This window comes from Acidobacteriota bacterium (assembly GCA_040754075.1).
GTDB lineage: Bacteria > Acidobacteriota > Blastocatellia > UBA7656 > UBA7656 > JBFMDH01.
The window spans coordinates 46,294-72,433 of sequence record JBFMDH010000033.1; the positions used below are offsets into that span (position 1 = coordinate 46,294).

Annotated in this window: 28 protein-coding genes; 25 read left to right on the plus strand and 3 right to left on the minus strand. The window is 49.4% G+C overall.

Annotated elements, in window-relative coordinates; genetic code table 11:
* The first annotated feature begins 97 nt into the window (after positions 1-97).
* From kdpC to AB1757_25885, 6 genes are all read left to right on the plus strand, one after another.
* The gene (gene kdpC, locus AB1757_25860; GenBank protein ID MEW6130487.1) at positions 98-670 is read left to right on the plus strand and encodes a potassium-transporting ATPase subunit KdpC; all 573 of its coding nucleotides are present in this window, start codon (positions 98-100) and stop codon (positions 668-670) included.
* Positions 667-2,544: an ATP-binding protein gene (locus tag AB1757_25865; protein ID MEW6130488.1), complete on the plus strand. Its 1,878-nt coding sequence runs from the start codon at positions 667-669 to the stop codon at positions 2,542-2,544. Before kdpC ends, AB1757_25865 begins: the two co-directional genes overlap by 4 nt.
* Positions 2,544-3,683 (plus strand): universal stress protein, encoded by a 1,140-nt coding sequence (locus tag AB1757_25870; GenBank protein ID MEW6130489.1) that lies wholly within the window; start codon positions 2,544-2,546, stop codon positions 3,681-3,683. The genes AB1757_25865 and AB1757_25870 overlap by 1 nt, the downstream gene beginning before the upstream one ends.
* A 140-nt stretch (positions 3,684-3,823) precedes the next feature.
* Complete coding sequence (locus AB1757_25875; protein ID MEW6130490.1) at positions 3,824-5,383, plus strand: ATP-binding protein; 1,560 nt, start codon at positions 3,824-3,826, stop codon at positions 5,381-5,383.
* Positions 5,376-6,086: a response regulator transcription factor gene (locus AB1757_25880; protein ID MEW6130491.1), complete on the plus strand. Its 711-nt coding sequence runs from the start codon at positions 5,376-5,378 to the stop codon at positions 6,084-6,086. The genes AB1757_25875 and AB1757_25880 overlap by 8 nt, the downstream gene beginning before the upstream one ends.
* Before the next feature lie 112 nt (positions 6,087-6,198).
* Positions 6,199-7,422: an aminotransferase class I/II-fold pyridoxal phosphate-dependent enzyme gene (locus tag AB1757_25885; protein ID MEW6130492.1), complete on the plus strand. Its 1,224-nt coding sequence runs from the start codon at positions 6,199-6,201 to the stop codon at positions 7,420-7,422.
* A 133-nt stretch (positions 7,423-7,555) separates the two neighbouring features.
* On the opposite strand, the gene AB1757_25890 is transcribed toward AB1757_25885, so the two are convergent.
* Positions 7,556-8,047, minus strand: coding sequence for a DUF2911 domain-containing protein (locus tag AB1757_25890; GenBank protein MEW6130493.1), 492 nt, complete (start codon positions 8,045-8,047; stop codon positions 7,556-7,558).
* Positions 8,048-8,291: 244 nt separating this feature from the next.
* Between AB1757_25890 and AB1757_25895 the strand changes: the two genes are divergently transcribed.
* From AB1757_25895 to AB1757_25945, 11 genes are all read left to right on the plus strand, one after another.
* Positions 8,292-8,792, plus strand: coding sequence for an Rrf2 family transcriptional regulator (locus tag AB1757_25895; GenBank protein ID MEW6130494.1), 501 nt, complete (start codon positions 8,292-8,294; stop codon positions 8,790-8,792).
* 48 nt (positions 8,793-8,840) lie between these two features.
* Complete coding sequence (locus AB1757_25900; protein ID MEW6130495.1) at positions 8,841-10,061, plus strand: IscS subfamily cysteine desulfurase; 1,221 nt, start codon at positions 8,841-8,843, stop codon at positions 10,059-10,061.
* 51 nt (positions 10,062-10,112) lie between these two features.
* Positions 10,113-10,535 carry a Fe-S cluster assembly scaffold IscU gene (gene iscU / locus AB1757_25905; GenBank protein ID MEW6130496.1) on the plus strand — a complete coding sequence of 141 codons (423 nt, stop codon included), beginning with the start codon at positions 10,113-10,115 and terminating at the stop codon, positions 10,533-10,535.
* A gap of 87 nt (positions 10,536-10,622) precedes the next feature.
* The gene (locus AB1757_25910; GenBank protein ID MEW6130497.1) at positions 10,623-10,952 is read left to right on the plus strand and encodes an iron-sulfur cluster assembly accessory protein; all 330 of its coding nucleotides are present in this window, start codon (positions 10,623-10,625) and stop codon (positions 10,950-10,952) included.
* Between the two features lie 139 nt (positions 10,953-11,091).
* On the plus strand, positions 11,092-11,766 hold the full coding sequence (gene hscB / locus AB1757_25915; GenBank protein ID MEW6130498.1) for a Fe-S protein assembly co-chaperone HscB: 675 nt from the start codon (positions 11,092-11,094) through the stop codon (positions 11,764-11,766).
* A complete protein-coding gene (gene hscA, locus AB1757_25920; protein MEW6130499.1) occupies positions 11,767-13,650 on the plus strand; it encodes a Fe-S protein assembly chaperone HscA in 1,884 nt (627 codons plus the stop codon). It abuts the gene before it with no gap.
* Between the two features lie 135 nt (positions 13,651-13,785).
* Positions 13,786-14,157 (plus strand): 2Fe-2S iron-sulfur cluster-binding protein, encoded by a 372-nt coding sequence (locus AB1757_25925; protein MEW6130500.1) that lies wholly within the window; start codon positions 13,786-13,788, stop codon positions 14,155-14,157.
* A gap of 16 nt (positions 14,158-14,173) precedes the next feature.
* The gene (locus tag AB1757_25930) at positions 14,174-15,331 is read left to right on the plus strand and encodes an FAD-dependent monooxygenase (GenBank protein MEW6130501.1); all 1,158 of its coding nucleotides are present in this window, start codon (positions 14,174-14,176) and stop codon (positions 15,329-15,331) included.
* Between the two features lie 14 nt (positions 15,332-15,345).
* Positions 15,346-15,561 carry a Fe-S cluster assembly protein IscX gene (gene iscX, locus AB1757_25935; protein MEW6130502.1) on the plus strand — a complete coding sequence of 72 codons (216 nt, stop codon included), beginning with the start codon at positions 15,346-15,348 and terminating at the stop codon, positions 15,559-15,561.
* Between the two features lie 78 nt (positions 15,562-15,639).
* On the plus strand, positions 15,640-16,851 hold the full coding sequence (gene nifS / locus AB1757_25940) for a cysteine desulfurase NifS (GenBank protein MEW6130503.1): 1,212 nt from the start codon (positions 15,640-15,642) through the stop codon (positions 16,849-16,851).
* Positions 16,852-16,991: 140 nt separating this feature from the next.
* Entirely contained in the window at positions 16,992-17,351 is a 360-nt protein-coding gene (locus AB1757_25945; protein MEW6130504.1) for an iron-sulfur cluster assembly scaffold protein, read from the plus strand.
* Positions 17,352-17,506: 155 nt separating this feature from the next.
* On the opposite strand, the gene AB1757_25950 is transcribed toward AB1757_25945, so the two are convergent.
* Positions 17,507-17,857, minus strand: coding sequence for a zinc ribbon domain-containing protein (locus AB1757_25950; protein ID MEW6130505.1), 351 nt, complete (start codon positions 17,855-17,857; stop codon positions 17,507-17,509).
* A 223-nt stretch (positions 17,858-18,080) separates the two neighbouring features.
* On the opposite strand from AB1757_25950, the gene thiL reads away from it, so the two are divergent.
* The 3 genes from thiL (at position 18,081) to AB1757_25965 (ending at position 20,086) form a co-directional block, all read left to right on the plus strand.
* Positions 18,081-19,103, plus strand: a complete 1,023-nt coding sequence (gene thiL, locus AB1757_25955) for a thiamine-phosphate kinase (protein ID MEW6130506.1) — start codon at positions 18,081-18,083, stop codon at positions 19,101-19,103.
* Positions 19,104-19,280: 177 nt separating this feature from the next.
* Positions 19,281-19,868 carry an ElyC/SanA/YdcF family protein gene (locus tag AB1757_25960; GenBank protein MEW6130507.1) on the plus strand — a complete coding sequence of 196 codons (588 nt, stop codon included), beginning with the start codon at positions 19,281-19,283 and terminating at the stop codon, positions 19,866-19,868.
* Positions 19,869-19,942: 74 nt separating this feature from the next.
* Entirely contained in the window at positions 19,943-20,086 is a 144-nt protein-coding gene (locus AB1757_25965; protein MEW6130508.1) for a hypothetical protein, read from the plus strand.
* 173 nt (positions 20,087-20,259) lie between these two features.
* Here the strand turns inward: AB1757_25965 and AB1757_25970 are convergent, their stop codons facing one another.
* Positions 20,260-21,645, minus strand: coding sequence for an NADP-dependent isocitrate dehydrogenase (locus AB1757_25970; protein ID MEW6130509.1), 1,386 nt, complete (start codon positions 21,643-21,645; stop codon positions 20,260-20,262).
* A 141-nt stretch (positions 21,646-21,786) separates the two neighbouring features.
* Here AB1757_25970 and AB1757_25975 point away from each other — a divergent pair, with 141 nt between their 5' ends.
* The 5 genes from AB1757_25975 to AB1757_25995 all read left to right on the plus strand — a co-directional run bounded on the left by AB1757_25975 (position 21,787) and on the right by AB1757_25995 (position 26,130).
* Positions 21,787-22,134 carry a hypothetical protein gene (locus AB1757_25975; protein ID MEW6130510.1) on the plus strand — a complete coding sequence of 116 codons (348 nt, stop codon included), beginning with the start codon at positions 21,787-21,789 and terminating at the stop codon, positions 22,132-22,134.
* A gap of 29 nt (positions 22,135-22,163) precedes the next feature.
* Positions 22,164-23,069, plus strand: coding sequence for an acetyl-CoA carboxylase carboxyltransferase subunit alpha (locus AB1757_25980; protein MEW6130511.1), 906 nt, complete (start codon positions 22,164-22,166; stop codon positions 23,067-23,069).
* A 15-nt stretch (positions 23,070-23,084) separates the two neighbouring features.
* Positions 23,085-23,705 carry a Uma2 family endonuclease gene (locus tag AB1757_25985; protein ID MEW6130512.1) on the plus strand — a complete coding sequence of 207 codons (621 nt, stop codon included), beginning with the start codon at positions 23,085-23,087 and terminating at the stop codon, positions 23,703-23,705.
* A 28-nt stretch (positions 23,706-23,733) separates the two neighbouring features.
* Positions 23,734-24,381 (plus strand): HAD family hydrolase, encoded by a 648-nt coding sequence (locus tag AB1757_25990; GenBank protein MEW6130513.1) that lies wholly within the window; start codon positions 23,734-23,736, stop codon positions 24,379-24,381.
* Between the two features lie 216 nt (positions 24,382-24,597).
* Positions 24,598-26,130 carry an aldehyde dehydrogenase family protein gene (locus AB1757_25995; GenBank protein MEW6130514.1) on the plus strand — a complete coding sequence of 511 codons (1,533 nt, stop codon included), beginning with the start codon at positions 24,598-24,600 and terminating at the stop codon, positions 26,128-26,130.
* Positions 26,131-26,140: the final 10 nt, after the last annotated feature.

A 26,140-nucleotide genomic window follows, 5' to 3' on the forward strand; every position in this document is an offset into this window, starting at 1 on the left:
CGATGAACCAAAACACACCCAGATACTTCCTGGTTCATTTCATTGAGTGAGTTTGACTGGCAGGCGAATCGTCAAATCTTTTGAGGTAGTTATGGAAATCACGAAACAAATTTTTCCGGCAATGATGTTGACAGTGGTTTTAACCGTGATTGTCGGCGTCATCTATCCGTTGGCGGTTACAGGCGTCGCGCAACTTTTTTTTAGGGAGAAAGCCCAGGGCAGCCTGATTGTAAAAAACGGCAAAGTCATTGGTTCGCGACTGATCGGGCAACCGTTTTCCGGTGCGGGATATTTTCATTCGCGTCCATCGGCTGCGGGCAATGGATATGATGCGGGCGCATCGGGCGGCACCAATCTTTCGTCAACAAGCGCGAAATTGCTGGATGAAAAAATCAAGCCCCTGGCGCAAAGATTAAGTGAACAAAATCACGGCAAAGCGATTCCGGTTGATCTGGTTACGTCATCGGCTTCGGGACTCGACCCGCATATCACACCCGCAGCGGCAGAATTTCAAGTGCCGCGAGTTGCTCGCGAACGCGGCATAAGCGAAAGCGAAATTCGCAAACTGGTTCTATCCTATACTGAACATCGCACCTTCGGACTGTTAGGCGAACCCCGCGTCAATGTACTGCTACTGAATCTCGCGCTCGATGATTTAAGCAAACGATGAAGCGGCTCAAACAAAAACTGATTTCCAGCTACGGACTGCTGATTGCGCTGATTTTAGCGGTAAGCGTGTGGGGAATTTATCATCTGGTCAGTCTGGGGCGGGCAATCGATGTCATCCTGGTAAATAATTATAAAAGCATTATCGCGGCTGAACGTATGAAAGATGCCCTCGAACGTCTGGATTCGTCGGCGCTTTTCGCCATTTCCGGGCAGACCGCTAAAGCACAAAATCAATTTGCTGAAAATGTCAGTAAATTTGCTGATGAATTGCGGGTTGCTGCAAGCAATATCACCGAAAAGGATGAAGATAAAATCATTGCCGATATCGAAAGGCAATTTTCGAGCTATCGTCAGACGATTGAAACATTCATCGGCAGCGAGGTGGCGGAGGCGAAAAATGACCAAACCTCATCGACAAAATCGGGAAAATATTTCGCGCAACTGGAGCCGGATTTCGTGGCGCTCAGAAACCGCCTCGATGATTTGTTAAAGCTCAATCAACAAGCCATGCTGGCGGCAAACGAGCGGGCGATTTCGCGGTCATGGGAAGCCGAAGTTTCGATGGCAATGCTCGCCCTGGTTGCTTTAATTGCCGCTTTAGCGTTTGCCTGGCGATTCACCAATTATGTGGTTGAACCGATCAACGTGTTGACCGCCAAAGCCAAGCTCATCGGTGAAGGCGATTTCGAGCAACACATCAGCATCACCTCAAAAGATGAAATCGGCGAACTTGCCACCGAGTTTAACCGCATGGCGGTGCGCTTGCGCGACCTCAGACAGTCCGAACAATGGCAGTTATTGCTCGAAAAGAAAAAATCCGATGCAGTTCTGGATTCCATTTATGAACCGGTGATTGTCACCGACGCGCAAGGGCATGTCACGCAAATCAACAAATCGGCAAGGGATTTTTTCTTACGCGCCCAGGATAACGAAGCCGGTGATATTGATTACTCATTGTCGCGATTTAGCGCCGGTGAATTGATTCTCAAAGCCGTGCGTGATGCCATGTCTTTGCAAAAACCGGTTGCCCAGGAAGGCGACGCCGCGATTGTGCCGGTAAAAATCGGCGCTCACGAACGCAGCTATCGACTGCGCACCACGCCTGTGCGCGACGGCGATGGGCGGTTGATTGGCGCGGTAACCCTGCTTGAAGACATCACGGAAATGCGCGAAGTTGATCGCCTGAAAACCGATTTTATCGCTATCGCTTCAAACAAACTGCGCGACCCGCTCAGGGCTTTGCAACTGGCGCTGCATGCAGTGATTCAAGGTTACACCGGCGAATTGAACGCTCAACAAGCCGCTATGCTCACAGACGCCCGCGACCAATCCGAACGCCTGAGAGAAATCATTGATGACTTACTGGAACTTTCAAAAATCGAATCGGGAACCCGCAAACTGTCAATGGAACGATTGCGACCGATAGACATCACCCGCCCGGTCATTGAACATTTTCAAAGCGCCGCGGATGCCAAACGGATAAAATTAATCGCGGATGTTGCCCCCGATTTAGCCTGGGTAGTCGCTGATGGTGAAGCATTGCGCCGGATTTTTGATAATCTCTTATCGAATGCCATTCGCCATACGCCGATGGGCGGCGAAATTAAAATCGAAGCCAAAGAGCGTGTAGACCGCGTGATGTTTGCCATAAGCGACACCGGCGAAGGCATCCCGGAAGATGAGTTACCAACATTGTTCAATCGTTTTGCGCAGGTTAAAAAAACCACCAGCGGCGGCACGGGACTCGGACTCGCGCTGACCAAACAATTAGTGGAAGCGCAAAGCGGACAGATTGCCGTCAGCAGTCGTGTGGGCGAAGGCACAACCTTTACCTTTACGTTGCCCATCGGCGGTTATTCGAGCGCCCGAAATTAATGCCTGATCAATCCAACAATCGACCTACTGCCGAAGCCTTGCTTGCGAAATTAAACCAATCGCAACACGCGCGCTTGCGTGTATACATCGGCGCAGCGCCGGGTGTCGGCAAAACTTATCAAATGCTTGAAGACGCCCACCTGCTCAAGCGTCAGGGATTTGATGTGGTCATCGGATTGGTTGAAACCTATGGTCGCCGCGATACCGAAGCGAAAATCGCTGACCTTGAAAGCATTCCGCGAAAACGCATTGAATATCGCGGCGTCATCATCGAAGAGATGAATCTTGAAGCCATCCTCGAACGCAAACCGGAAATCTGTCTGGTGGATGAACTGGCGCACACCAATGCCCCCGGCTCGAAAAATTATAAACGTTATGAAGATGTATTGGATTTACTTGATGCAGGCATTCATGTGATGACCGCCGTGAATGTTCAGCATCTGGAAACCTTGAATGATGCGGTGGCGCGGTCATCGGGCGTGCGGGTGCGCGAAACCGTGCCCGATAGTTTTCTCAAACGCGCTGATGAAGTGGTGAATGTCGATGTCACGATTGACGAACTGCGAACCCGTATTAAACAGGGCAAGGTCTATAAACCGGAAAAGATTGAACAATCACTCACCAATTTTTTTCGCAAAGGCAATCTGTCGACCTTGCGCGAACTTGCTTTGAGAACCGTCGCCGAAGATGTGGCGTCAAAATCCGCGCAGTATCGCGAACGGGAAGGCTTGGAGCCTGCGCCGATTCCCGAAAAGGTGATGGTCTGTATGTCATCCGGCGCAACCGCAAAAAAATTACTCAGAGCCGGAGCGCGCATCGCCGGGCGTATAGGCGCGGTCTGGTACGCGGTCTATGTGGAAACCCCAAAAGAAAATCCTTCTGCTAACTCTCCCGAACTGGCGCAACAGATTGCCGAAAATCTGGCTTTTGCCGAAAGCCTGGGCGCAACCGTAGTGAAATTAAAAGCGCGGCGCGTCGCCGATGGTCTCATCGAATTCGCCAAACGCGAAGGCATCACCCATGTGATTTTCGGGCAATCGGCGCGGTCGCGTTGGGAAATTCTGCTGCACGGTTCGGTACTGAATCGGTTTCTTGCCGAGGTCAAAGATGCGGCTGTGCAAATCATTCCCGCCGATTAGCATTATTTGTGATTGTCATACGCCGAGGGGTTGAGCAAGCGCGAGGATGCAATCATCAACCGGCGTTCGATTTTGCTCAACGCCCTGAGCCAGCATTGGCAATCCTTTGCTTTGGTCTGTATCTTTCAAGCAATGCGTTTATGAACAAAGCGGCAGTGCAAAATTTTTTGGGATACACCTCGGCGGTACTGAGTGTGGCAGCGGTGACGGCTTTTTACCGGCTGGTGATTGTCGATGTCAATCACACGACGGTGGCGCTCAGTTTCCTGCTGGTGGTTTTGTTGGTCGCCTCTTTTCATAAACTCAAATCGGCAATTTTTACCGCGATTACGGCAATCTTCTGTTTCAACTTTTTCTTTCTGCCGCCTTTTGGGACGCTGACCATTGAAGACCCGCAAAACTGGGTGGCGCTCTTTGCGTTTCTGATAACCGCCATCATTGCCAGTCAACTGTCAGCGATTGCCCGCCAGCGGGCGCGTGAAGCCGAGCGCCGTCGCGAAGAACTGTTCAAGTTGTATCAACTCAGTCAATCCATCATCATCACGCCTGACTCGAAAGCGGTTATGCCTTCGCTGGTTCGACAAATCGTTACCGAATTCGATGTTTCGTTTTGCACCTTGTTTATTAAATCGGAAGACGGCGACTGGCATCAGTTGAATGTCGCCACCAGAAGTGAGTATGGGCGATTCATTGAACCGAATGCTTCAATCCTGGATGAAAGTTTTGCAAGCGGTGAAATCATCGAAGCGGATTTACCGGAAAAACGTCGGCAGGATTTGCAGTCACAACATATTTACTATGCGCCTTTAAAAATCGGCGTCAAATCCATCGGCGTGATGGTGGTTACGGTATCAACGCTGGAGCGCGGAACCATCGAAGCCATCGCCGGACTCGTGGCGCTGGCGATGGAACGCACGGCGATGCTCAAGGAGTTGAGTTATACGGAAGCCCTCAAACAAAGCGATGAATTAAAATCGGCGTTGCTGGCTTCCGTTTCACATGATTTACGCACGCCGCTCACCTCGATGCGCGCGGCAATCGATAACCTTTTGCAAAAAGATGTTGAGTGGGATAAAGAGGCGCTCAGCGAATTTCATTTGATTATCAGTGAAGATGTGCAAAGGCTCACGCGGTTGGTGCAGAATTTACTGGAGATGGCGCGCATCGAAGCGGGCGAGTTACATCTTGCAAAAGAGTGGGCAGCGGTTGCAGAAATTATCAGCAATACGGTTGAGCGATGCGCCGATGCGACCCGCAATCACAAAATCGTTGTCGATGCCGATGAATTTTTACCGTTTGTCAAAGTTGACTCGCTGTTACTCACACAGGCTTTGAGTTATGTGGTTGAAAACGCCGCCAAGTATTCGCCAACCGACCGTGTCATCACCATTCGCGCGCGTGTAGGCAAAGACCGACTTAGCCTCAGCGTCGAAGATAAGGGCGAAGGAATCAGTGCTGAAGAGATTGCCCATATTTTTGACAGGTTTTATCGCAGCGCCTCAAAAAGCGTCCAGCAAAGAAGTGGGACGGGAATGGGACTCAGTATCGCTCGCGGTATCATAGAGGCGCACGGCGGCAGAATTTCCGTTGAAAGCGAATTGGGGCGCGGCTCAACCTTCACCTTTGAAATTCCCACGGCAACCAAATCGGTTGCGGCAATGCGAATCGAACAGGAGAACAACGAGGCAGTTTATGAATGAACAGTCGAAATCCAAAAAGCCGGTCATTCTGGTGGTTGATGATGAATTGCAAATCCTGCGCGTGATGCGCGCCAGTCTGCCGGCGCGAGGTTATGAAATTCGCACTGCACAGGGCGGCAAAGAAGCGCTCGATGAAATGCACAAACAGATGCCCGATTTGCTTATCCTTGATTTGATGATGCCGGACATGAACGGACTTGAGGTCTGTCGCCGGGTGCGCGAATTTTCCGAAGTGCCCATCATCGTGCTCTCTGCAAAAGGCGAAGAACGCAACAAAGTCGCGGCGCTCGATGCGGGCGCCGATGATTATGTGACGAAACCATTTGGCATGGAAGAACTATTGGCGCGTGTGCGCGCCATTTTGCGGCGGCAACATATCGCCGAAGCGCAGACTTCGGTTATCACGGTCGGTGATGTGTCGATTGACATTGACGAACGTCGGGTTACGGTTGCCGGGCAGGAAATCAAACTGACCCCCAAAGAATTCGATGTGCTCAAGTACCTGTTGACCAATGCGGGCAAAGTCGTCACCCACAGAGCCTTGCTGCAAGCCGTCTGGGGTTCGGAATCATCGGAACAGACGGAATACCTGCGCGTCTTCATCAATCAATTGCGCCGTAAAATCGAACCCGACACCCAACATCCGCGCTATATCATCACCGAACCGTGGGTTGGTTATCGCTTCACGCTTCACGAAGCTTAATTGTCACCCGACATGGGTGCGATGTTAGTTGTTATTGGCATTCCATATTTTTTTCGCTACGCTTTGCCTGTAAAATAAAAACCGATAACTCATGACTAAGGACAAATAACCAATGACTTCTACAAACCCGGAACTATCGAACCATCTCACCGCCACAATGAAAAAAATTATTTCCAACAAAGCCGATTTGTTTACCGAATCGGTCATCCGCGAGATGACCCGGCAGGCAAACCTTTACGGCGCTATTAATTTGTCGCAGGGCTTCCCGGATTTCGCGGCTCCGGCGGAAATCAAACAGGCAGCCTGTGATGCTATCAATGCGGACATCAATCAATATGCGATTACCTGGGGGGCAAAAAATTTCCGCGACGCGATTGTCGAAAAATCCAAATGGTATTTAGGTCTCGACGTAGACCCGGAACGCGAAATCACCGTGACCTGCGGTTCAACCGAAGCGATGATGGCAGCAATGATGGCTATCACCAATCCCGGCGATGAAGTGATTGTCTTTGAACCATTCTATGAAAATTATGGACCGGATGCGATTTTATCGAGCGCCACGCCGCGTTATGTGACGATGTATGCGCCCGACTGGTCTTTCGATAAAGCGGAACTCGAAGCGGCATTTAACAACCATACAAAAGCCATCATCATCAACACGCCGAATAATCCGACCGGAAAAATTTTCAGTCGCGAAGAGATGGAATTCATCGCCAGCCTCTGCCAAAAATGGAATGTCATCGCTATCACTGATGAAATCTACGAGCACATTTTATTCAACGGCAAACAGCACATCGCTATGGCAAAGATTGATGGGATGCAAGACCGCACGATAACCATCAACGGTTTATCGAAAACCTATAGCGTCACCGGCTGGCGCGTTGGTTACGCGATTGCGCGCCCCGATATTACGCAGGCGATTCGCAAAGTGCATGACTTTTTAACCGTTGGCGCGGCGGCACCGCTTCAGGAAGCGGGCGCAGTAGCCCTCAGACTTCCCAATTCTTATTATGAAAAATTGCAAGCTGTGTACACCGAAAAACGTGAGCAGGTTTTGCAAGTCTTAAAAGATGTCGGTTTCAAATGTTACGACCCGGACGGCGCTTATTACATCATGACTGACATCAGCGCCTTCGGTTACGACAACGATGTGGAGTTCGCGAAATTCATGGTGAAAGAAATCGGTGTGGCGGTCGTCCCCGGCAGCAGTTTCTATCACGACCCGCAACTTGGCGCGCATCAGGTGCGCTTTACCTTTTGCAAAAAAGACGAAACCCTGGCGGCAGCCGAAGCGCGGTTGCAGAAATTGAAAGCCTTTGCGAAAAACGCAGGGTAGCAGGTAGCAGGGATTATTCAAATGAGGAGCTAAACACGCTTTGCGACCTCTGCAATCATTTCCTGATTTCGGGTTCACATTCCAACCTCGAAACATTCAAGAAAGTGATTGCAGAGGTTATATGGTTTTGCAGTTAAGCTTTTTTGAATTCGGTGGAAAGTGTAAAGGTTCCCCAATGCAGCAGGAACTTGCCGTCTTTGCCTTTGGCAGTCAGTGCAATCGTCAGCATTTCGGCTGACTGGTCGGATTTTTTGAAGGTCAGCGGAACTTCAACGGGCGTTTGATTTTCAGCGGTTAAAACCAGAATCCATTTCTGGTCTTCGGCGCGTTTGGCTTGCAACACATATTTGCCTTTGGCGACCACAGTTTTGCCGAATTTCAAATCCGCATCCGCCGTCAAGGTGGTCGCCGCATTTGAACCCATACGCCAGGCAGTGCCGACCGGCAATTGTTCATTGAGCATCTTTTCAATATCGCGACCTTTGAGTGATGGGCGTCCGTATTCAACGGAAACTTTACCGCCGGAAAGCGCAAGCTCCGCAACGCCTCTATCACCGGTCATCTGGGCAAAAACGGTTACTGAAACTATCGTCATCAAGGTAATAAGCGAAAAAAGCTTCTTCATTTGTTCTCCTCTTAAAATAAATTATGGTTCTGTCGCGCAGGGGTTTCGGTAAATTGCGCGAAAATCCAATCTAACTTCTCAATTCGCTTTATGCAAATCCGTAACTTCCCAAGACAATTTGTTACATTTATCCTCAAACTTGACCAAAACAGTCAGGATAAACTTGACTTTTTTAGTCGGGTATCTACAATTGCAGGTGGCGAATGTAAATGAACGCAAAAGCGCATCGCCGTTGTGAGGGAATATGCAGATTTCAACCAAAGGCAAATATTCGGTGAGAGCCGTTCTGGACATTGCGCAAAATTCCAAGGGCGCTCCCGTAACTTTGAAAGCTATTTCCGAACGTGAAGGCATTTCGTTGTTGTTCCTTGAACAAATTTTTCAACAACTGCGCAAAGGTGACATTGTCAACAGCATCCGTGGACCGTTTGGCGGGTACGTTTTATCGCGCGACCCGTCGGAAATTTCGGTCGGTGAAATCGTTCGTCTGGTTGAACCGCCGCTTTATTCAAATTCCTGTTTTGATAAGGATGAATCGTCGCACGATTGCCGGATTGCCGAATCGTGCGTGAGCGGCGCAATCTGGCGACAGTTGAATGAACATATCAACAGTTTTATGGATTCCATCACGCTTGCGGATTTGGTCAATCAACCGAAAGCCGAAGTGGTTTATCACCTCAGAATGAAATCGGACAAATTGCTTTCGGATAAGAAAAAACAGACGAAAGCCGCTGAGGTAGCTTGAAGAAATTTTGCTAACACGAATTTTAGTTTTGCAATTTTAGGAGAAAAAATGGCGCTCAAACTTCCAATTTACATGGACTATCACGCAACCACGCCCTGCGACCCGCGTGTCTTCGAGGCGATGCGTCCGTACTTTACCGAAATGTTCGGTAATGCCGCGAGTCGCAACCACAAGTTCGGTTGGCAAGCCGAAGAAGCGGTCGAAAATTCGCGCAAACAGATTGCCGAACTAATCGGCGCTTCACCTAAAGAAATTATCTTTACGAGCGGCGCGACCGAAAGCGACAACCTCGCAATCAAAGGTGTCGCCGAGATGTATTACGAAAAAGGCGACCACATCATCACTGCCGTCACCGAACATAAAGCGGTGCTCGACACCTGCAAAAAACTTGAAAAACGCGGCTTCAAAGTGACCTATTTGCCGGTAGGCAGCGACGGACTGGTTACGCCCGATGATGTCAAAAATGCCATCACCGATAAAACCATTCTGGTGTCAATCATGCACGCCAACAATGAAATCGGTGTGTTACAACCGATTGCCGAAATCGGCAAAGTTTGCAAAGAGCGCGGCGTGCTGTTTCACACGGATGCCACGCAATCGGTCGGTAAAATTCCGTTCGATGTGAACGCGCTTAATGTGGATTTGGTTTCAATGTCGGCGCATAAAATTTATGGTCCGAAAGGCGTCGGCGGTCTCTATGTGCGCCGCAAAAACCCGCGCGTGATGCTGGTGCCGATGATGGATGGCGGCGGACACGAGCGTGGTATGCGTAGCGGCACTTTGAATGTCACAGGCATTGTCGGACTTGGTAAGGCTTGCGAAATTGCCCGGCAGGAAATGCACGAAGAAAACCAGAGAGTTTTCGCGCTGCGTGAAAAGCTGCGCACAGGGATTATGAACGAGATTCCCGAAGTTTATATCAACGGTCATCTCGAGCACCGCTTGCCCGGCAATTTGAATATTTCGTTCGCTTATGTTGAAGGCGAATCATTGTTGATGGGCATCAATGACATTGCCGTATCGTCAGGTTCGGCTTGCACCTCGGCGAGCCTGGAACCAAGTTACGTGTTGAAGGCTCTGGGGGTTGGCGAAGAGTTGGCGCACAGTTCGATTCGTTTCGGACTCGGACGCTTCAATACCGAAGAAGAGGTCGATTACACCATCGGCAAAGTGAACGAAGCGGTCAATAAACTGCGCGAACTGTCGCCGCTCTGGGAGATGGTGCAGGAAGGCGTTGACCTCAGCAAAGTCGCCTGGACAGGTCATTGAGATTCGGCGAATTTTTATAAACGTGAAATATCATAGGATGAGGAGATAAAAATGTCATATTCGGATAAGGTCATCGATCATTACAACAACCCGCGCAACGTCGGCAGCCTTGATAAAAAAGACCCTAATGTCGGAACCGGGTTGGTTGGCGCGCCGGAATGCGGCGATGTCATGAAATTGCAGATTAAAATTGACCCGGAAACCAACATCATCGAAGAGGCGAAATTCAAAACCTTCGGTTGCGGTTCAGCTATCGCCAGTTCGAGTCTCGCGACCGAATGGTTGAAGGGTCGTTCGGTGGATGAAGCGATGGCGATTAAAAACACCGAAATCGTTAAAGAATTGAATCTGCCGCCGGTGAAAATTCACTGCTCCGTATTGGCAGAAGACGCCATCAAAGCGGCAGTGAAAGATTATCAAACCAAACAGGCAGTGACCGAAGTAAAAGCTGAAGAAGCCACCGTCAGCGCCTAAGGATTACCTCGCTGACAATCAACCTGCCCGTTGAACAAGCGGTCTTTGACCGCGCGGGTTTATCAAATCGTTTTGGAGTGAAGGAAAATGGCAATCGAAATTACTCATCAAGCAGCCGCTAAAATTATTGAGATTATGCATGACAATAATCTAACGGAAGGCGGCTTGCGCGTCGGTATCAAAGGCGGCGGCTGTTCGGGACTGGGGTACACTCTGGCACTCGACACCGAACCGCAACCGACCGATAAGATTTTTGAAAAGGACGGAGCCAAAGTCTTCGTTGACATTAAGAGCTTTATTTATTTGAACGGATCGATTCTCGATTACAAAATGGAAGGACTGATGCAACGCGGGTTTATGTTCGTCAATCCCAATGCCACCGGCTCCTGTGGTTGTGGAGAGTCTTTTGCTGTGTAGCGCTGCCAAACTGAAAAGCCGCTTTTTTCTTTTGACAACTTGGGAAATTCGTTTTGATGGTTGGGTGGCTAAAAGCTCAACCATCATTTTTTTGCCTAGTGAATGAAATTTAGTTTGAAAGGATGCTGACAAAACTCAAATGAGCGCCGTTGCGGAAAATCAAATTTCTTGCGTGTATTGCGGCACGCAAACTCACGGGGCGCACTTCTGCCCGTCCTGTAAACGCATTCAACCGGTGGAGTCGGGCACAGATTATTTCGCCTTTCTTGGTTTGCCGAAAAAATTAAAACTCGATGAAGCGGCGCTTGAAAAATTGTTTTACCAACTCTCACGCGAATTTCATCCCGACTATTTTATGAACGCCACCAGCGGTGAACAACAGGCGAGCCTCGACCGTTCTTCGATGCTCAACGAAGCCTATCGCACACTGCGCGAACCCATCAAACGCGCCAGGTATCTGCTCTCGCTTGAAGGCTACAAAGAGGCTGAAAAGAAAGCGCCGCCCGATTTGCTCGAAGAAGTCTTTGAACTAAATATGCAGGTCGAAGAGTTAAAAGCCGCGAAGCAAATGGGCGACGAAGATGAAATCGCGGAAGCCCGTTCGCAACTCGAAGAAGCGTTATCTAATTTGAATGACCAGATGAAAGCGATTGATATGCGGCTTTTCGCGCTTTTCGACGAATGGAATTTGAGCCTTGATAATCATCAGACCCAGGAAAATAAAAAATCCATTTTAGACCGTATGAGCGAATTGATGTCGCATCGCTCATACATCAGCAATTTGGTCAGGGATATAAAAGAGGAGATTTTATAAATGCCGGTTATTGAACTCAGCATGACAGGTCGCCCGAAATCAGGGCGCGTTGTCGGAATTGATTTAGGCACCACCAACAGCCTTGTCGCGTTTATGGATGGCGATAAACCCGTGGTGATTCGCGGCGACAATGATAATCCGCTGGTGCCGTCGATTGTTTATTACGATGCAGAAAATAGACGCCTGTTGATTGGCGAAGAAGCGCGCGAAAAACTCATTACCGAACCGCGCAAAGCCATCTATTCGGTCAAACGCTTTATGGGCAAAGGCGCAGCCGACGTCGCGGAAGATTTGAGCCTGGTGCCCTTTCAAATCGCCAAAGGCAGCGAACAGGTCATTCGTTTTCAAATGGGCGATAAAGTTTTTACGCCACCTGAAATTTCCGCCTTCATCTTAAAAGAGCTTAAAGAACGCGCCTCAAAATTTTTCGGCGAAGAGGTTACACGCGCCGTCATCACGGTTCCGGCATATTTCAATGATGCCCAACGTCAGGCGACAAAAGACGCGGGACACCTCGCGGGTCTTGAAGTGTTGCGCATCGTCAATGAACCGACTGCCGCATCGCTCGCTTACGGCATCGACAAACGCAATGAGGGCATGGTCGCGGTTTACGATTTAGGCGGCGGCACTTTCGATATTTCGATTTTGAAATTGCGCGATGGCATCTTTGAAGTCCTGGCGACCAACGGCGACACCCATCTTGGCGGCGATGATATTGATAATCGCTTAATCGGTTTTGTGCTCGATGAAATTGCCGCCAAAATCGGCAAGCGCGTTGAACAAGACCACAGCATTTTTCAAACCCTTCGCAAAGCCGTCATTCAAGCCAAACACGAACTCTCTGATACTGACAGCGCCACGATCAATGTCGCGCTTGGCGCAGACGGCGACTACACGCGCAAGTTTAGTCGCGCCGAATTTGACAGCCTCATCGCAGACATCGTTGAACGCACCATTCAACCGTGTAAGCAAGCTTTGAAAGACGCGAATCTCGAGGCAAGTCAGATTGATGAAGTGGTGATGGTCGGAGGTTCGACGCGCATTCCCCTGGTGCGCAGTCGCGTAAAAGAATTGTTCAAACGCGAACCGCACATCGAACTCAACCCCGATGAAGTTGTCGCCTTGGGTGCCGCGATTCAGGCTGATATTCTCGCGGGCGGCAATCGAGATTTGTTGTTGCTCGATGTAACGCCACTCAGTTTAGGCATTGAAACGATGGGCGGCGTGGTGACTAAACTCATTCATCGTAACACCACGATTCCGACTTCGGCTTCGGAACAATTCACCACCTGGGTAGATAATCAAACCGGCATCGACATTCACGTGTTGCAGGGTGAACGCGAGATGGTTGACGATTGCCGCAGCCTCGCTAAATTTTCTTTGAAAGGCATATCGCCGCAACCCGCCGGGCTGCCGCGCATCGAAGTGCGTTTTATGATTGATGCCAACGGCATCCTGACCGTGAGCGCCAAAGATTTACGCACCGGGCAACAACAATCCATCGAAGTCAAACCTTCATATGGACTCAGCGATGAACAGATTGAAAAGATGTTGCTGGATTCTTACGAATTCGCCGAAGAGGATATTCACAAACGCCAGGTCATCGAAGCCCGCAACGAAGCCGAAACCATGCTGCGCGCATCGGAAAAAGCCTTGAATGAACGTGCCAGCGATTTGATTGATGAAGCGGAACAAGCAGCAATTCGTCAGGTGATTGCCGAACTGAGAGCCGCGATGCAGGGCGACGATCATCAACTGATACGCGATAAAATCAAACAACTTGATGAGGTGTCGCATCATCTGGCGGAACTCATGATGAACACAGCGGTTTCCGAAGCCTTGAAAAATCGCAAAGCTTCGGAAGTCGCAGAACAGGGAAAGTGAAGAAAGGGAGATAGGGAGAACGGGAGATTACTTCAATTTCTGCGCTCTTCCATCTTCGCGCTCCCAAGCATTCGTTGAGCAAGCAGTCAAAGACTGCTTGCTCAACGATCAATTTTTTGATGGAGTTAAACCAAGATGCAAACCGAAAGTGCAGTTATGGAACCCGCAACCGAGAAAAAAGTTTATAAAGTCACCTTCATTAAACCCGATGGCGAAATCGTGACGGTTGATTACGCGCCGGACGAGATGCCTTACCTTGAACACGGCAAAGAAGGTTCCATCTTAGACATCGCGTTAAACAACAACATTGATTTGCAACACGCTTGCGGCGGCAATTGCGCCTGCACTACCTGTCACGTCATCGTCAAACAGGGCGAAGCGAATTTATCGGAAATGGAAGATGACGAAGAAGACCGCATCTATATGGCTGACAGCGTCACCTTGCATTCGCGGCTCGGTTGTCAGGCGGTCGTTCAAGGCGATGTGACGGTTGAGATTGTCGAGTAGGTTTTAATCTGAATTTATGAATACAAAGTCGAAGCAAAGAGCAATTATCATTGGCGGGGGCATCGGCGGGCTGTGCGCGGCGATTGCTCTAAAAAGAAAGGGTATTGACGTCACGGTCTTTGAAAAAACCTGTGAATTGCAGGAAGTGGGCGCGGGGTTGTCGCTTTGGCTGAATGCGATTAAAGCTCTCGATAAAATCGGACTGACCCAAGCGTTGCAGGCGTTGAGCATTCCACAAGTGAGCGGTGGCGTGCGTAACTCAAAAGGCGCGCTGTTGTCCTCGGCTTTCAATGCTGAAACGAATGAAAAGTCGGAGCCTCTCATCATCGTGCTGCATCGCGCTGAACTCCTGGCAGCGTTGTTGAAAACGTTGGGTGAAGAAAATGTCAAACTGAACGCCCAATGCATCGGCTTTACGCAAGATGACAAGCGTGTGAAGGCGCGATTTGCCGATGGCAGCGAAGTTGTCGGCGATTTTTTAATCGGCGCGGATGGCATCAACTCAGTGGTTCGCGCGACGTTGTTTGGCAGAGCGCGTCCGAGATATTCCGGTTACACGGCGTGGCGCGGGGTTACAGAATTTAATGACCCGATTTTGCGTCAAGGCGCTTCCGAATCCTGGGGCAAAGGCGCGCGCTTCGGCATCATTCCGATGAGCCAAAATCGCGTCTATTGGTTTGCGACCAAAAACGCGCCCGCAGGCGAAAAAGATGCTGCGGCTGGTCGCAAAGGCGAATTATTGGATTTGTTTCAAGGTTGGCATGAGCCAATCGAAAGGCTGCTTGAAGCTACAGATGAAACCGCAATTTTGCGTAATGACATTATTGACCGTGAACCTTTGCGGAGTTGGACGCAAGGGCGCGTCACCTTGCTCGGCGACGCGGCGCATCCGATGACTCCGAATCTCGGGCAGGGTGCATGTCAGGCGATTGAAGACGCCGTCGTGCTGGCTGATTCTTTGGTTGCAAACGTCGAGGTCACCGCTGCATTAAAAAATTACGAAGCCAACCGTCTCAAGCGCGCGAATAAAATCGTCACGCAATCGTGGCGCATTGGCAAAGTGATTCAAATGGAAAATGATTTCGTCTGTACGCTGCGCAATACGGTTGTGCGGTTTACACCTGCTGCAATGCAACGCAAGCAGTTGAATTGGATAATCGAATACGCTGTATAAGTGAGGTAAATATTATGCCGGAAATCGGATGGACAGATGTTGAAGAGATTGCCATCAGGCTGTTGGAAAAATACCCGGATATCGACCCCTTGACAGTTCGCTTCACGGATTTGCATCAATGGGTCATTGAACTTGATGGCTTCACCGCCGACCCCAAAGAATCGAACGAGAAAAAGCTCGAAGCCATTCAGATGGCATGGTATGAAGAGTGGCAAGAAGAGAATGAATAGTCACCGGTCATTGGTCATTTGTTCTTCAGTAATTATTGCACTGTAAACTAAGGGCAAATGACCAATGACCAGTGACCAATGACTGAAATGAAAGTTTATCTAGACAACAGCGCCACCACACCGGTCGCCAAAGAAGTGATTGAGGCGATGTTGCCCTATCTTGCGGAAGATTTCGGCAACGCGCAATCGGTTCACGCTTTCGGACAGCGCGCCAAATCTGCCGTTGAGCAGGCGCGTCGCGAAGTCGCTGCTTTAATCAACGCGCAAGCCGCTGAAATCATTTTTGTATCGGGCGGCACCGAAGCCGATAATCTCGCGATTCGCGGCATTGTCGAAGCGCATCAGGACAAAGGCAAGCATATCATCACCACACGAATTGAACATCCGGCGGTGCTTGCGACCTGTGAGGCTTTAGCGCAACGCGGATTTCAGGTCACGTATTTGCCGGTGTCGCGAGATGGATTGATTAACCTTGAAGACGTTCGGGCGGCAATCACTGATGAAACGATTTTAATTTCGGTGATGCATGCCAATAATGAAACCGGCGTCATTCAACCGCTGGAAGCGATTGCGGCAATCGTCAACCAACGCCGCGCGCAAGGACATGGGCATTTGCATTTTCATACGGACGCCGTACAAGCGGTTGGCAAAATCACCGTTGATGTCGCGCAACTCGGCGTTGATTTGCTTTCGCTTTCGGGACATAAACTTCACGCGCCGAAAGGCGTCGGGGCACTGTTTATTAAAAAAGGCGTGCGGCTCGCGAAACTGTTTTATGGCGGGCATCACGAACGCGATAAACGACCGGGAACCGAAAATGTGCCGGGGATCGTTGCGCTCGGCAAAGCCTGCGAACTCGCGCGGCGCGAATTCGGTGAACGCACAGCCCGAATGCGTGAACTGAGGGATTATCTTGAACAGCGCATCCTCAATGAAATTCCTGATGTGCAAATCAATGGCGACCGCGAACACCGTGTGCCGAATATTTGCAACTTGAGTTTCGCCGGCGTTGATGGTGAGAGTTTATTGATTGCGCTCGATTTGCAAGGCATAGCGGTGTCGACGGGTTCCGCCTGTTCATCGGGTTCTCTGGAGCCGAGTCACGTATTGACTGCGATGCAACTCAAGCGCGAAGAAGTACGCGGCAGTTTGCGATTCAGTTTAAGCGCCTACACGACTCGCGAAGAGATTGATTATGCGGTTGAGGCGTTGCGGGAAATCACTGCGCGGTTGCGCGCCATGTTGCCGTCGGATGAAGTCGAAGCATCAAGGGTTTCGTCACAAGCTTAGTTTATTGAGGGAATATATTTTTCACCACCGAGACGCCGAGAACAAGAAAGGGAAGCTTTGATTGTTCCCCTTCTCCCCCTCTCCTTTTCTCCCCTTCTTGTTCTCGGTGTCTCTGTGGTTAAGCTTTCTTTCTACCAACGATGTACAGTCAAACCGTAGCAGAACATATTGCCAATCCTCGCAACGTCGGCGAGATTGCGAGTCCTTCGGGCAAAGGCGACGTGACCAACGAAGCTTGTCTTGACCGCATATTGCTGACCATAAAAATCGAAGACACCAAAATCATTGATGCGAAAGTCAAAGCGCGCGGCTGTCCGCCTACGATTGCTGCCGCTTCAATGCTCACCCAACTCATCATCGGCAAATCAGTTATTGAAGCCGAAGACCTCACTCGTAACGACCTCGAATTGGCGCTTGAATTTTTGCCTTCCACCAAAAAACATTGTTCTCTGTTAGCGATTGACGCATTAAGAACCGCGATTGAAAACAGTCAGCGTTAATAACCCGATTCATTTTTACCTAACGAATAAAAGGCGGGACTCACGGAATTCAAAGACAGTTTCAACCGCTTGCTTGAGATGCTTGTGCAAAAAGGCTTAATTAGCGAAGAAGAAAAACAACAGATTACCAAGCCGAAAGATTCTGAAAATTAAACTCAAACCGCGGCGCCGCAAGCTAAACAAAAAATATCATCGGCTGACAAAGTGGTGCCGCACTCGCCACAGGTAGGCGCAAGGCTCGCGGTGATTTCCGACTCTTCAATAAACTCGCCGCACATAATGCAAAACAGTTCATCGCCATTGGCTTCCTGCCCGCAGGCTGAACATCGCATCACGATTTGCGGGTCAGGAATCGAGCCAAAAATATTTTCGGCAAAAGCTTCGACCAATTCCTGAGTTTTATACTTGGGTGTTTCAACGGGAACAAAATTGACTGCGGCTTCTTCGGCGTCCTGTCCTCTGGCGGTAAGCGGCGTCGTTTTAGCGGGGTCGTAATATCTGTTCATGTCTATTGCTCCGATAGATTTTTGATGTATGCAATCAGGCGAATCGTAATACGTGCGCCTTCCCCCTTGATCAAAACTGCGTTTTTATGGCTTCGTGACAAATGTTAGATTTGCAAACGACGGAGGCAGAACGTCTACATTCTACTCCAGAAGCCTGAGCCTGCCTATACAAATTATCCCGACCTTTGTATGGTAAACAGGCAGACGATTTTGTGAGGAATTTATGGCTAACGAGTTGGAAATCATTGCCGCAATCCGGCGTCGCGCAGCAAAACAAACCGAGCGTCTCAGTTTAGGCATCGGTGATGATGCGGCAATCATTGAACAAAATGGCGCAAAGGATTTGCTTGCTTGTTGTGATGTGAGCGTCGAGAATGTGCATTTTCGCAAGTTGTGGATGCCGCCGCGACTCATCGGCAGAAAAGCCTTGGCTGTAACCCTGAGCGATATTGCGGCGATGGGCGGCACGGCGCGATTTGCGCTTGTGAGCATTGCCATCCCTGCTTCCCTTCTCGCCGCGGATATTGATGAAGTCTTTGCGGGAATTTTTGATTATGCGGATGCCTGCGATGTTGCGGTCATCGGCGGCGACACCTCAAGTTCGCCTCAAGGATTGTTTATCGACACGATTGCGCTTGGCGAATGCCGTCGCGGCAAAGCTATCACGCGCGCAGGCGCACGGCCAGGTGATTTGCTTTTTGTGACCGGAACATTGGGCGCGGCTGAACTCGGTTGGCGATTTTTAGAACGCGGCGAACGGTTGCAAGGTGATGAGTCTGTGCCTTCGGATAAAGCAGTTGATAAGTTAATTCAAAGCGCCATTCGTAAACATTTAATTCCTCAGCCGCAACTCGAATTCGGCAAACGGCTCGGCGAAGGCGAACTCGCAACCGCGATGATTGATGTGAGCGACGGACTCAGTACCGATTTACACCACCTGCTTGAAGAAAGCCAGTGCGGCGCAGTGATTGACGCCAAACTGGCTCCGGTAGCCGATTCCGTGTCAACGCTTGCCTTCAAGGAATTTCACATTGAACCCTTAATCATAGTCTTGCGAAGCGGCGAAGAATACGAATTGTTATTCACCGTCAAACCGGAAAACCGTGAAAAAGTTTTCGCGCTTGCCAGTGAATTAAACATTCAAGTAACCGCGATTGGCGAAATCACCGAAGGTAATGAATTAAAACTCGCGCGCGATGGCAAAGTTGAAATCATCCAACCGTCAGGTTATGAGCATAAAATGTGAAAAACTGTCGGCTGAAAATTTTTCGAGACCCTTTATTAAATCAGGCATCAAAGTTGTCTGATAATTGTTAAACAAGCTATGCCTTCAATGCTTCAAAAATTTCTCTTTAGATTAATCGGGAAAGCTAAGGAGCGCCCTAAAACCGCCCTTGCGTTTTTGTTCCTGCCTCCGATCTTTATGGTTGCAGCCGCCAATGCCTGGGTATTGAAAAGCGCAAACGGGCGGGTATTCACGGACGCAACCGCTTTGCCTGAAAATGACGTCGCTCTGGTTTTAGGGGCTGGACGCACGATGAATAACGGCTCAATCAATCAGCATTTCAAAGCGCGCACCGAAGCAGCAGCTTATCTTTATCGCATCGGCAAGGTGAAGCATCTTTTGTTAAGCGGCGATAACCACAAAGAAGGTTATGATGAGCCAACCGATATGAAAGCGGCATTATTGAAATTGGGTGTGCCCGAATCGGCAATGACTTTGGATTACGCAGGGTTTAGAACCCTCGATTCAGTGGTTCGCGCCAAAGCAGTTTTCGGGTTGAGCAGGTTGACCATCATCACGGATGATTTTCATGTTCAACGCGCGATATTTTTAAGCAACCATTATGATATTGATGCGGTAGCTTATTGTTCACAAAAAGTTCCATTGGGGCTTTCGGCAAATGTGAGATTGCGGGAAATCGGAGTGCGTGTAAAAGCCGCGATGGATGTTTATCTTTTGAATACCAAGCCAAAATTTTTAGGCGAGAAAATTGAGATAAAACTCTAATGACAATTGAAAATAAAAACCAGTTAGAAAATACCTAGAAGAAAATTTCCAAGCTTGAGCTTGCGCTTGAAGAGATGAAACGCGAGGAATCGCCGCAAGCATATGCGATTTTGTCTAAGGGTTTCATCTCGCAGATTGAGGAGATGCACAGAGAAATTGACGAATATCTGGGAATCGCTCAGGAAACGGTTGAAGAATCATCGCTCGTTTTACAATAAGAGTTGGGCAACTTGCGGTTTAGATAATTTTGCTTTTCTTGCATCGGCTTCTTAATAATTCGGTTTTACGCTTCCTTCATTGGCAATTCCCAATCAACTTTAATTCGTCGCCTTATGGTGTTTGAGAGCAGTGTGACAGGCAATCCGGCAATTGCCTGTCACCATTTGGCTGGTTACATGTTTTCGATAATCGCCGAGGCGAATTCGCTGGTCTTGAGTTTAGTCGCACCTTCCATCTGGCGTTCCAAATCATAGGTCACGCGCTTTTGCTGAATGGTTTTCGTCAGTCCCTGAATAAGCAAATCACCGGCTTCGCGCCAACCCATGTGTTCGAGCATCATCACGCCCGACAACATCACCGACGAAGGATTGATGACATCTTTGTCGGCGTATTTGGGCGCAGTGCCGTGTGTCGCTTCAAAGACTGCGGCATTGTCGCCGATGTTTGCGCCGGGTGCCATGCCGAGTCCGCCGACCTGCGCGGCTGCGGCATCGGAAAAATAATCGCCGTTTAGATTCGGCGTCGCCACGACATCGTATTCATCGGGGCGCGTGAGAATTTGCTGGAAGATGGAATCGGCAATGCGGTCTTTGATTAACAGTTTCGCTTTCCATTCGCCGTTGCCGTGGGTTGCGCCAATTGCCGCAAGCGTGGCTTCAACTTCTTTAACGACTTCATTGCGCTGTTTTTCGGACATCTGGTCAAATCCCGGTTCAATCATGCGCGCGTTCGCTTCGGCAGTGAGCGCGTTGTTTCTATCGTAGTTATCGAGAATCCAGGTTTCGCGTTCGGTGACGATTTCGTTGCGAAATTCCGACTGGGCAAGTTCATAACCCCAATCGCGAAATGCCCCTTCGGTAAATTTCATGATGTTGCCTTTGTGCATCAGGGTCACCGAAGAGCGTTTGAATTCCAGCGCGTAATTGATGGCGCGGCGCACCAGGCGTTTGGTTCCGGTAGGCGAAATCGGTTTGATGCCGATGCCGCTATCGGTGCGAATCTTGTAACCATATTTGTCATTGAGAAGCGAAATGATTTCCGCAGCGCGTTCGCTTCCCGAAGTGAATTCAACGCCCGCGTAAACGTCTTCGGTGTTTTCGCGGAAAATTACGATGTTCACTTTTTCAGGGCGTTTGACCGGCGAAGGCACGCCGTCGAAATAACGCACGGGGCGAACGCAGGCATATAAATCAAGCACTTGTCGAAGCGTCACGTTCAACGAACGAATGCCGCCGCCAACGGGTGTGGTGAGCGGTCCTTTGATAGCGACGACATATTCGGCAATGGCTTTGACGGAATCGTCGGTGAGCCATTCGCCGAATTGATTGAAACATTTTTCGCCCGCGAAGATTTCATACCAGACGATTTTGCGTTTGCCGCCGTAAGCTTTTTCGACCGCCGCATCGAACACGCGCTGTGAAGCTTTCCAGATGTCGCGTCCCGTGCCATCGCCTTCGATGTAAGGAATGATGGGGTTATCGGGCACATTGAGTTTGGTTCCCTCGACGGTAATCTTTTGACCCTCAGCGGGAACTTCTATACCATTGAAACTTGCCATTTGGTTAAATCTCCTGTCTTTTTATTGATAATTGCAAAACGAATGCGCAGTAGAAAAAATTGCGCAAAGAGTGCTAATGATAACGACTTTGGTTTAGAATCACAAATCTGTCGCAGGCAATACCGAGGCAGGCGCTGAACGATGAACGAACATATTTTTCCGCTTGAAGCTGATACTGATTTGCGTCAGCAAGTGACGCTTGAAATCGAGCGCGACAAAGCTGAATCACAGTTTATCAAGATGAAAAAGATGTTCTATAAATTTATCCTTAAAGCGATTTTGAGTTTGCTGGTTATGTTCGTTGGTTACTGGAGACTCTTTCCTCAAATGAGTTGGGGATCATTGTTGGGGTATTGGATCAGCTTGATCATTGTCGTCAATGTTCCTGAATTGATTTTTTTATGGCGAGAAACCAAAGAGTCCAAACAGCATTTAAAAAGCTGGGAAGCGGTTAAAAAAGATTACGAAGCAGTAAAAGAACAACAATAATTTTAAGGTTATTTATGGCTGAGAACAGAATGCAAAAAGAACCGGACGAAGATTCGATAGAAGAGATTCATCGCCGCATCGCCGAATCCGAAGAAGCGAATTTGACTGCCGACGCGCATAAACTGACGACCTGGGAGCGCGTCAAACTGGCGCGTCATCAGGAGCGTCCCTACACCCTGGATTACATCGAATTGCTGTTTACGGACTTCACCGAAATTCACGGCGACCGCCGGTTTGGCGATGACCACGCGATGGTCACCGGCTTTGCGAAATTTCACGATGAGCCGTGCGTCATCATCGGTCATCAAAAAGGGCGCACCACCAAACAGCGGCAATATCGCAATTTCGGACAGGCAAAACCCGAAGGCTATCGCAAAGCCTTGCGGGTGATGAAACTCGCGGAAAAATTCCATCGCCCGATTTTCACCTTCATTGATACGCAGGGCGCGTATCCGGGCATTGATGCCGAAGAGCGCGGACAGGCGGAAGCCATCGCTTTCAACCTGCGCGAAATGGCGAAATTGCGCGTGCCGGTGATTGTCACAGTGATTGGCGAAGGCGGTTCGGGCGGGGCACTCGCCATCGGCATTGGCGATAAAATATTGATGCAGGAAAATTCGTTTTACTCAGTGATTTCGCCCGAAGGCTGCGCTTCGATTCTGTGGCGTGACGCATCATTCGCCGAACAGGCTGCAAAAGCTTTGAAACTGACGGCGCAGGATTTATTGGGCTTCGGATTGATTGACACCATCGTGCCTGAACCCAAAGGCGGCGCGCACGGCGATTATCAAAAAGCTGCGGAGTTACTGGACGTCGCATTAGTTGAGGCATTGAATTCGGTGCGACATTTTAGCGAGCGCGAGCGCGTCGAGATGCGTTATCAGAAATTCCGTGCCATGGGCGAATTTGAAGAGCGAGCAAACCACCTCAGTTAAAGAAGGAGAACGACCATGTCAGCGGTTTTTGAAACAATTGATAAATCTTCTTCAAAAGCGTTATTCGGCATTCCCGAAGCTCAGGTTCATAGTTGGACGGTACGGGATTATTACAAAATGTTTGAGGCAGGATTATTTGAAGGCATGCAGGTTGAACTCATCGGAGGGCAAATTATTGAAATGAGTGCGATGGGTGCGGAACAGGCGACGACGGTGACGCTTGCTGCTAAAGCCTTAGAGAAAGGATTTGAACGAATTTTTTTCGTCAGAAGCCAAATGTCCTTAAATGCAGGTAATGACGCTGAACCGCAGCCCGATATTGCGATGGTTAAAGGTAATGTTCGTGACTATAAAAATGCGCACCCGAAAACTGCTGCTCTTATTGTTGAAGTCGCCGATTCATCTTTAAAATTTGATAGAACCGTTAAAGGAAGCATCTACGCCCGCGCCGGAATTAAAGATTATTGGATAATCAATATCAAAGACCGACGTTTGGAAATTTATCGCAAGCCTCAAGAAGATGAGACACAACCCTTTGGCTTTGGTTACTCGGAAATCAAAATCCTCACTGAATCGGATTCCATCAAACCGCTTGCCGCCCGAAAAGAGATAAAGGTTGCAGACCTCTTGCCATAGGTTGCCGCCTACATATTACCAACAACCGATGACTAAATTCGATTGCATCATTTTTGATTTTGACGGTACGCTGGTTCGTTCCGAATTCGCTTACCTCTATTCATTCAAACATTCCATCAAGTTGCACACCGGCGTAGAAGTTTCCGACGAAGAGTTCAGAAAATACTGGCACATGAATTTCACCCCCGCAGATATTTTGAAACAATATGGCGAAGAGATGCTTGATGAAATGGTGATGAGTTTTGAAGAGTATTATTACGACAATCATCATCACCACGTCGAACTTTACGAAGGCATTGATGACCTCATCGAACAACTGCAAGCCCAAAACGCCAAACTGGGGCTGGTGTCACTGAAACCGCGTCGCGCAGGGGTGCGCGAACTCGAAATCATCAATCTGCATGAAATATTCCGTGTGCAAATCTGGGGCGATGATGTCGAAAACCCCAAACCCGCGCCCGATGGCGTACATCAAGCCTTGCAGGCATTGAATGCCGCTGTCGAACAAACCCTGGTCATCGGCGACAGCGCCGCCGATATTTTAATGGGACGCGCCGCCGGATGCGCGACCGCCGCAGCCATGTGGGGTCAACCGCATCACGACAAATTGCTTGCCACCTCACCTGACTTTGTGATTGACTCGCCGATGGATTTAACCAAATATCTATCGAACTAAGTCTGGAGTCGCGAGTCTGGAGTCCTGAGTCTTTGATGCAAAGTGTTTAGCGGGACTCTGGAAATACGAGTTTGCAAAAGAAGCCCTGCGAAACTGACTCCAGACTCGCGACTCTCGACTCCAGACTTTCCTAAGGCTAGATTTACTTCGCAGGTAGCGATAAAGTTGAACCACTAAACCTGACCATCATTTATCAGGTAAGATTCGGAGGGGACAATGACCGCAAAATATTCTTCAACGGCTGTGCAATCATCGGAAATTATTTCCATTAATCCGGCAACACTCGAAGAATTGGCGCGATTTCCGATTGCCACAACGGATGAAATCAATGCCGCAGTCGCGCGCGCGGGCGCTGCCTCATCGGCGTGGGCGGCGCTTTCGTTTCGCAATCGTGCCCGCTACATTTTGAAAGCCCGTCGCGCGCTTTATGACCGGCAAAACGAAATCATTCAAATCTTATCGGATGAAACCGGCAAACCGCCGTTTGAAGCCATCACTACCGAAATTTTACCGACGCTCGATTTGATGAGTTATTTCGCTGCCAAAACCGAAAAGATTTTGCGCGACGAAAAATTTTCCCTCGCCGTCTTTCGCAATAAACGTTCGATGATTACTTACGAACCACTCGGCGTTGTCGGCATCATCACGCCCTGGAATTTTCCTTTCTCGCTTTCGATGGGTGAAGTGGTGATGGCGTTGATGGCTGGCAACACCGTCGTCTTGAAACCTTCGGAATACACACCAATGGTCGGTGATTTCATTCGTCGCTTGTTTGCCGCCGCGGGTTTTCCCGAAGGCGTCATTGAAGTCGTGCAAGGCAATGGCGCGACCGGCGCAGCATTGGTTGACGCGAGCGTCGATAAAATTTTCTTTACGGGTTCAGTCCGCACGGGTAGACGTATTGCCGAAGTCGCTGCCAAAAAACTCATGCCGGTGGTATTGGAACTCGGCGGCAAAGACCCGATGATTGTATGTAGCGATGCGCCGTTTGAACGCACGGTGAAAGGCGCGGTGTGGGGCGCGTTTGCCAATTGTGGGCAAATCTGCGCTTCGGTTGAACGTTTGTATGTTCACGAAAAAATCGCTGACAAATTTATTCCAGCGGTCGTCGAAGAAGTAAAGAAACTCCGTCAGGGCGTGCCCGATGCCAATTTCACGACCGATATTGGCCCGATGGTCAATGAGATGCAACTTGGCATCGTCACCGAGCACGTTGCTGATGCGGTGGCGAAAGGCGCGCGGGTGTTAACCGGCGGACGTCGTCGCGATGATTTAGGCGGATACTTTTTTGAACCGACGGTGCTCATTGATGTGACCAACGATATGAAGGTGATGCGCGAAGAGACTTTTGGTCCGGTGTTGCCAATTAAAATTGTTCGTGATGAAGAAGAAGCCATACGCGAAGCCAACAATACCAATTATGGACTCTTAGCTTCGGTGTGGACTTCGGATAACGAACACGGTCGCCGCATTGCGCGACGCATTCAGGCGGGCACGGTGATTATCAACGACGCGGTTTATACCAACGGCGCGGCGCAAACCCCCTGGTTTGGCGTCAAAGAGAGCGGGCTTGGCACTACACATGGCAAAGCCGGAATGTACGAGTTCGTGCGCATGAAACACATCAATTGGGATTTGTTCCCCATGAAAACCAACATGTGGTGGTATCCTTACACGGAGACCTGGTACGCGAGATTCAAAACCCTGATGAAAGTGTTATACCGCTGGGGACTCAGAAAGATTGCTTGAGATAAGCGAA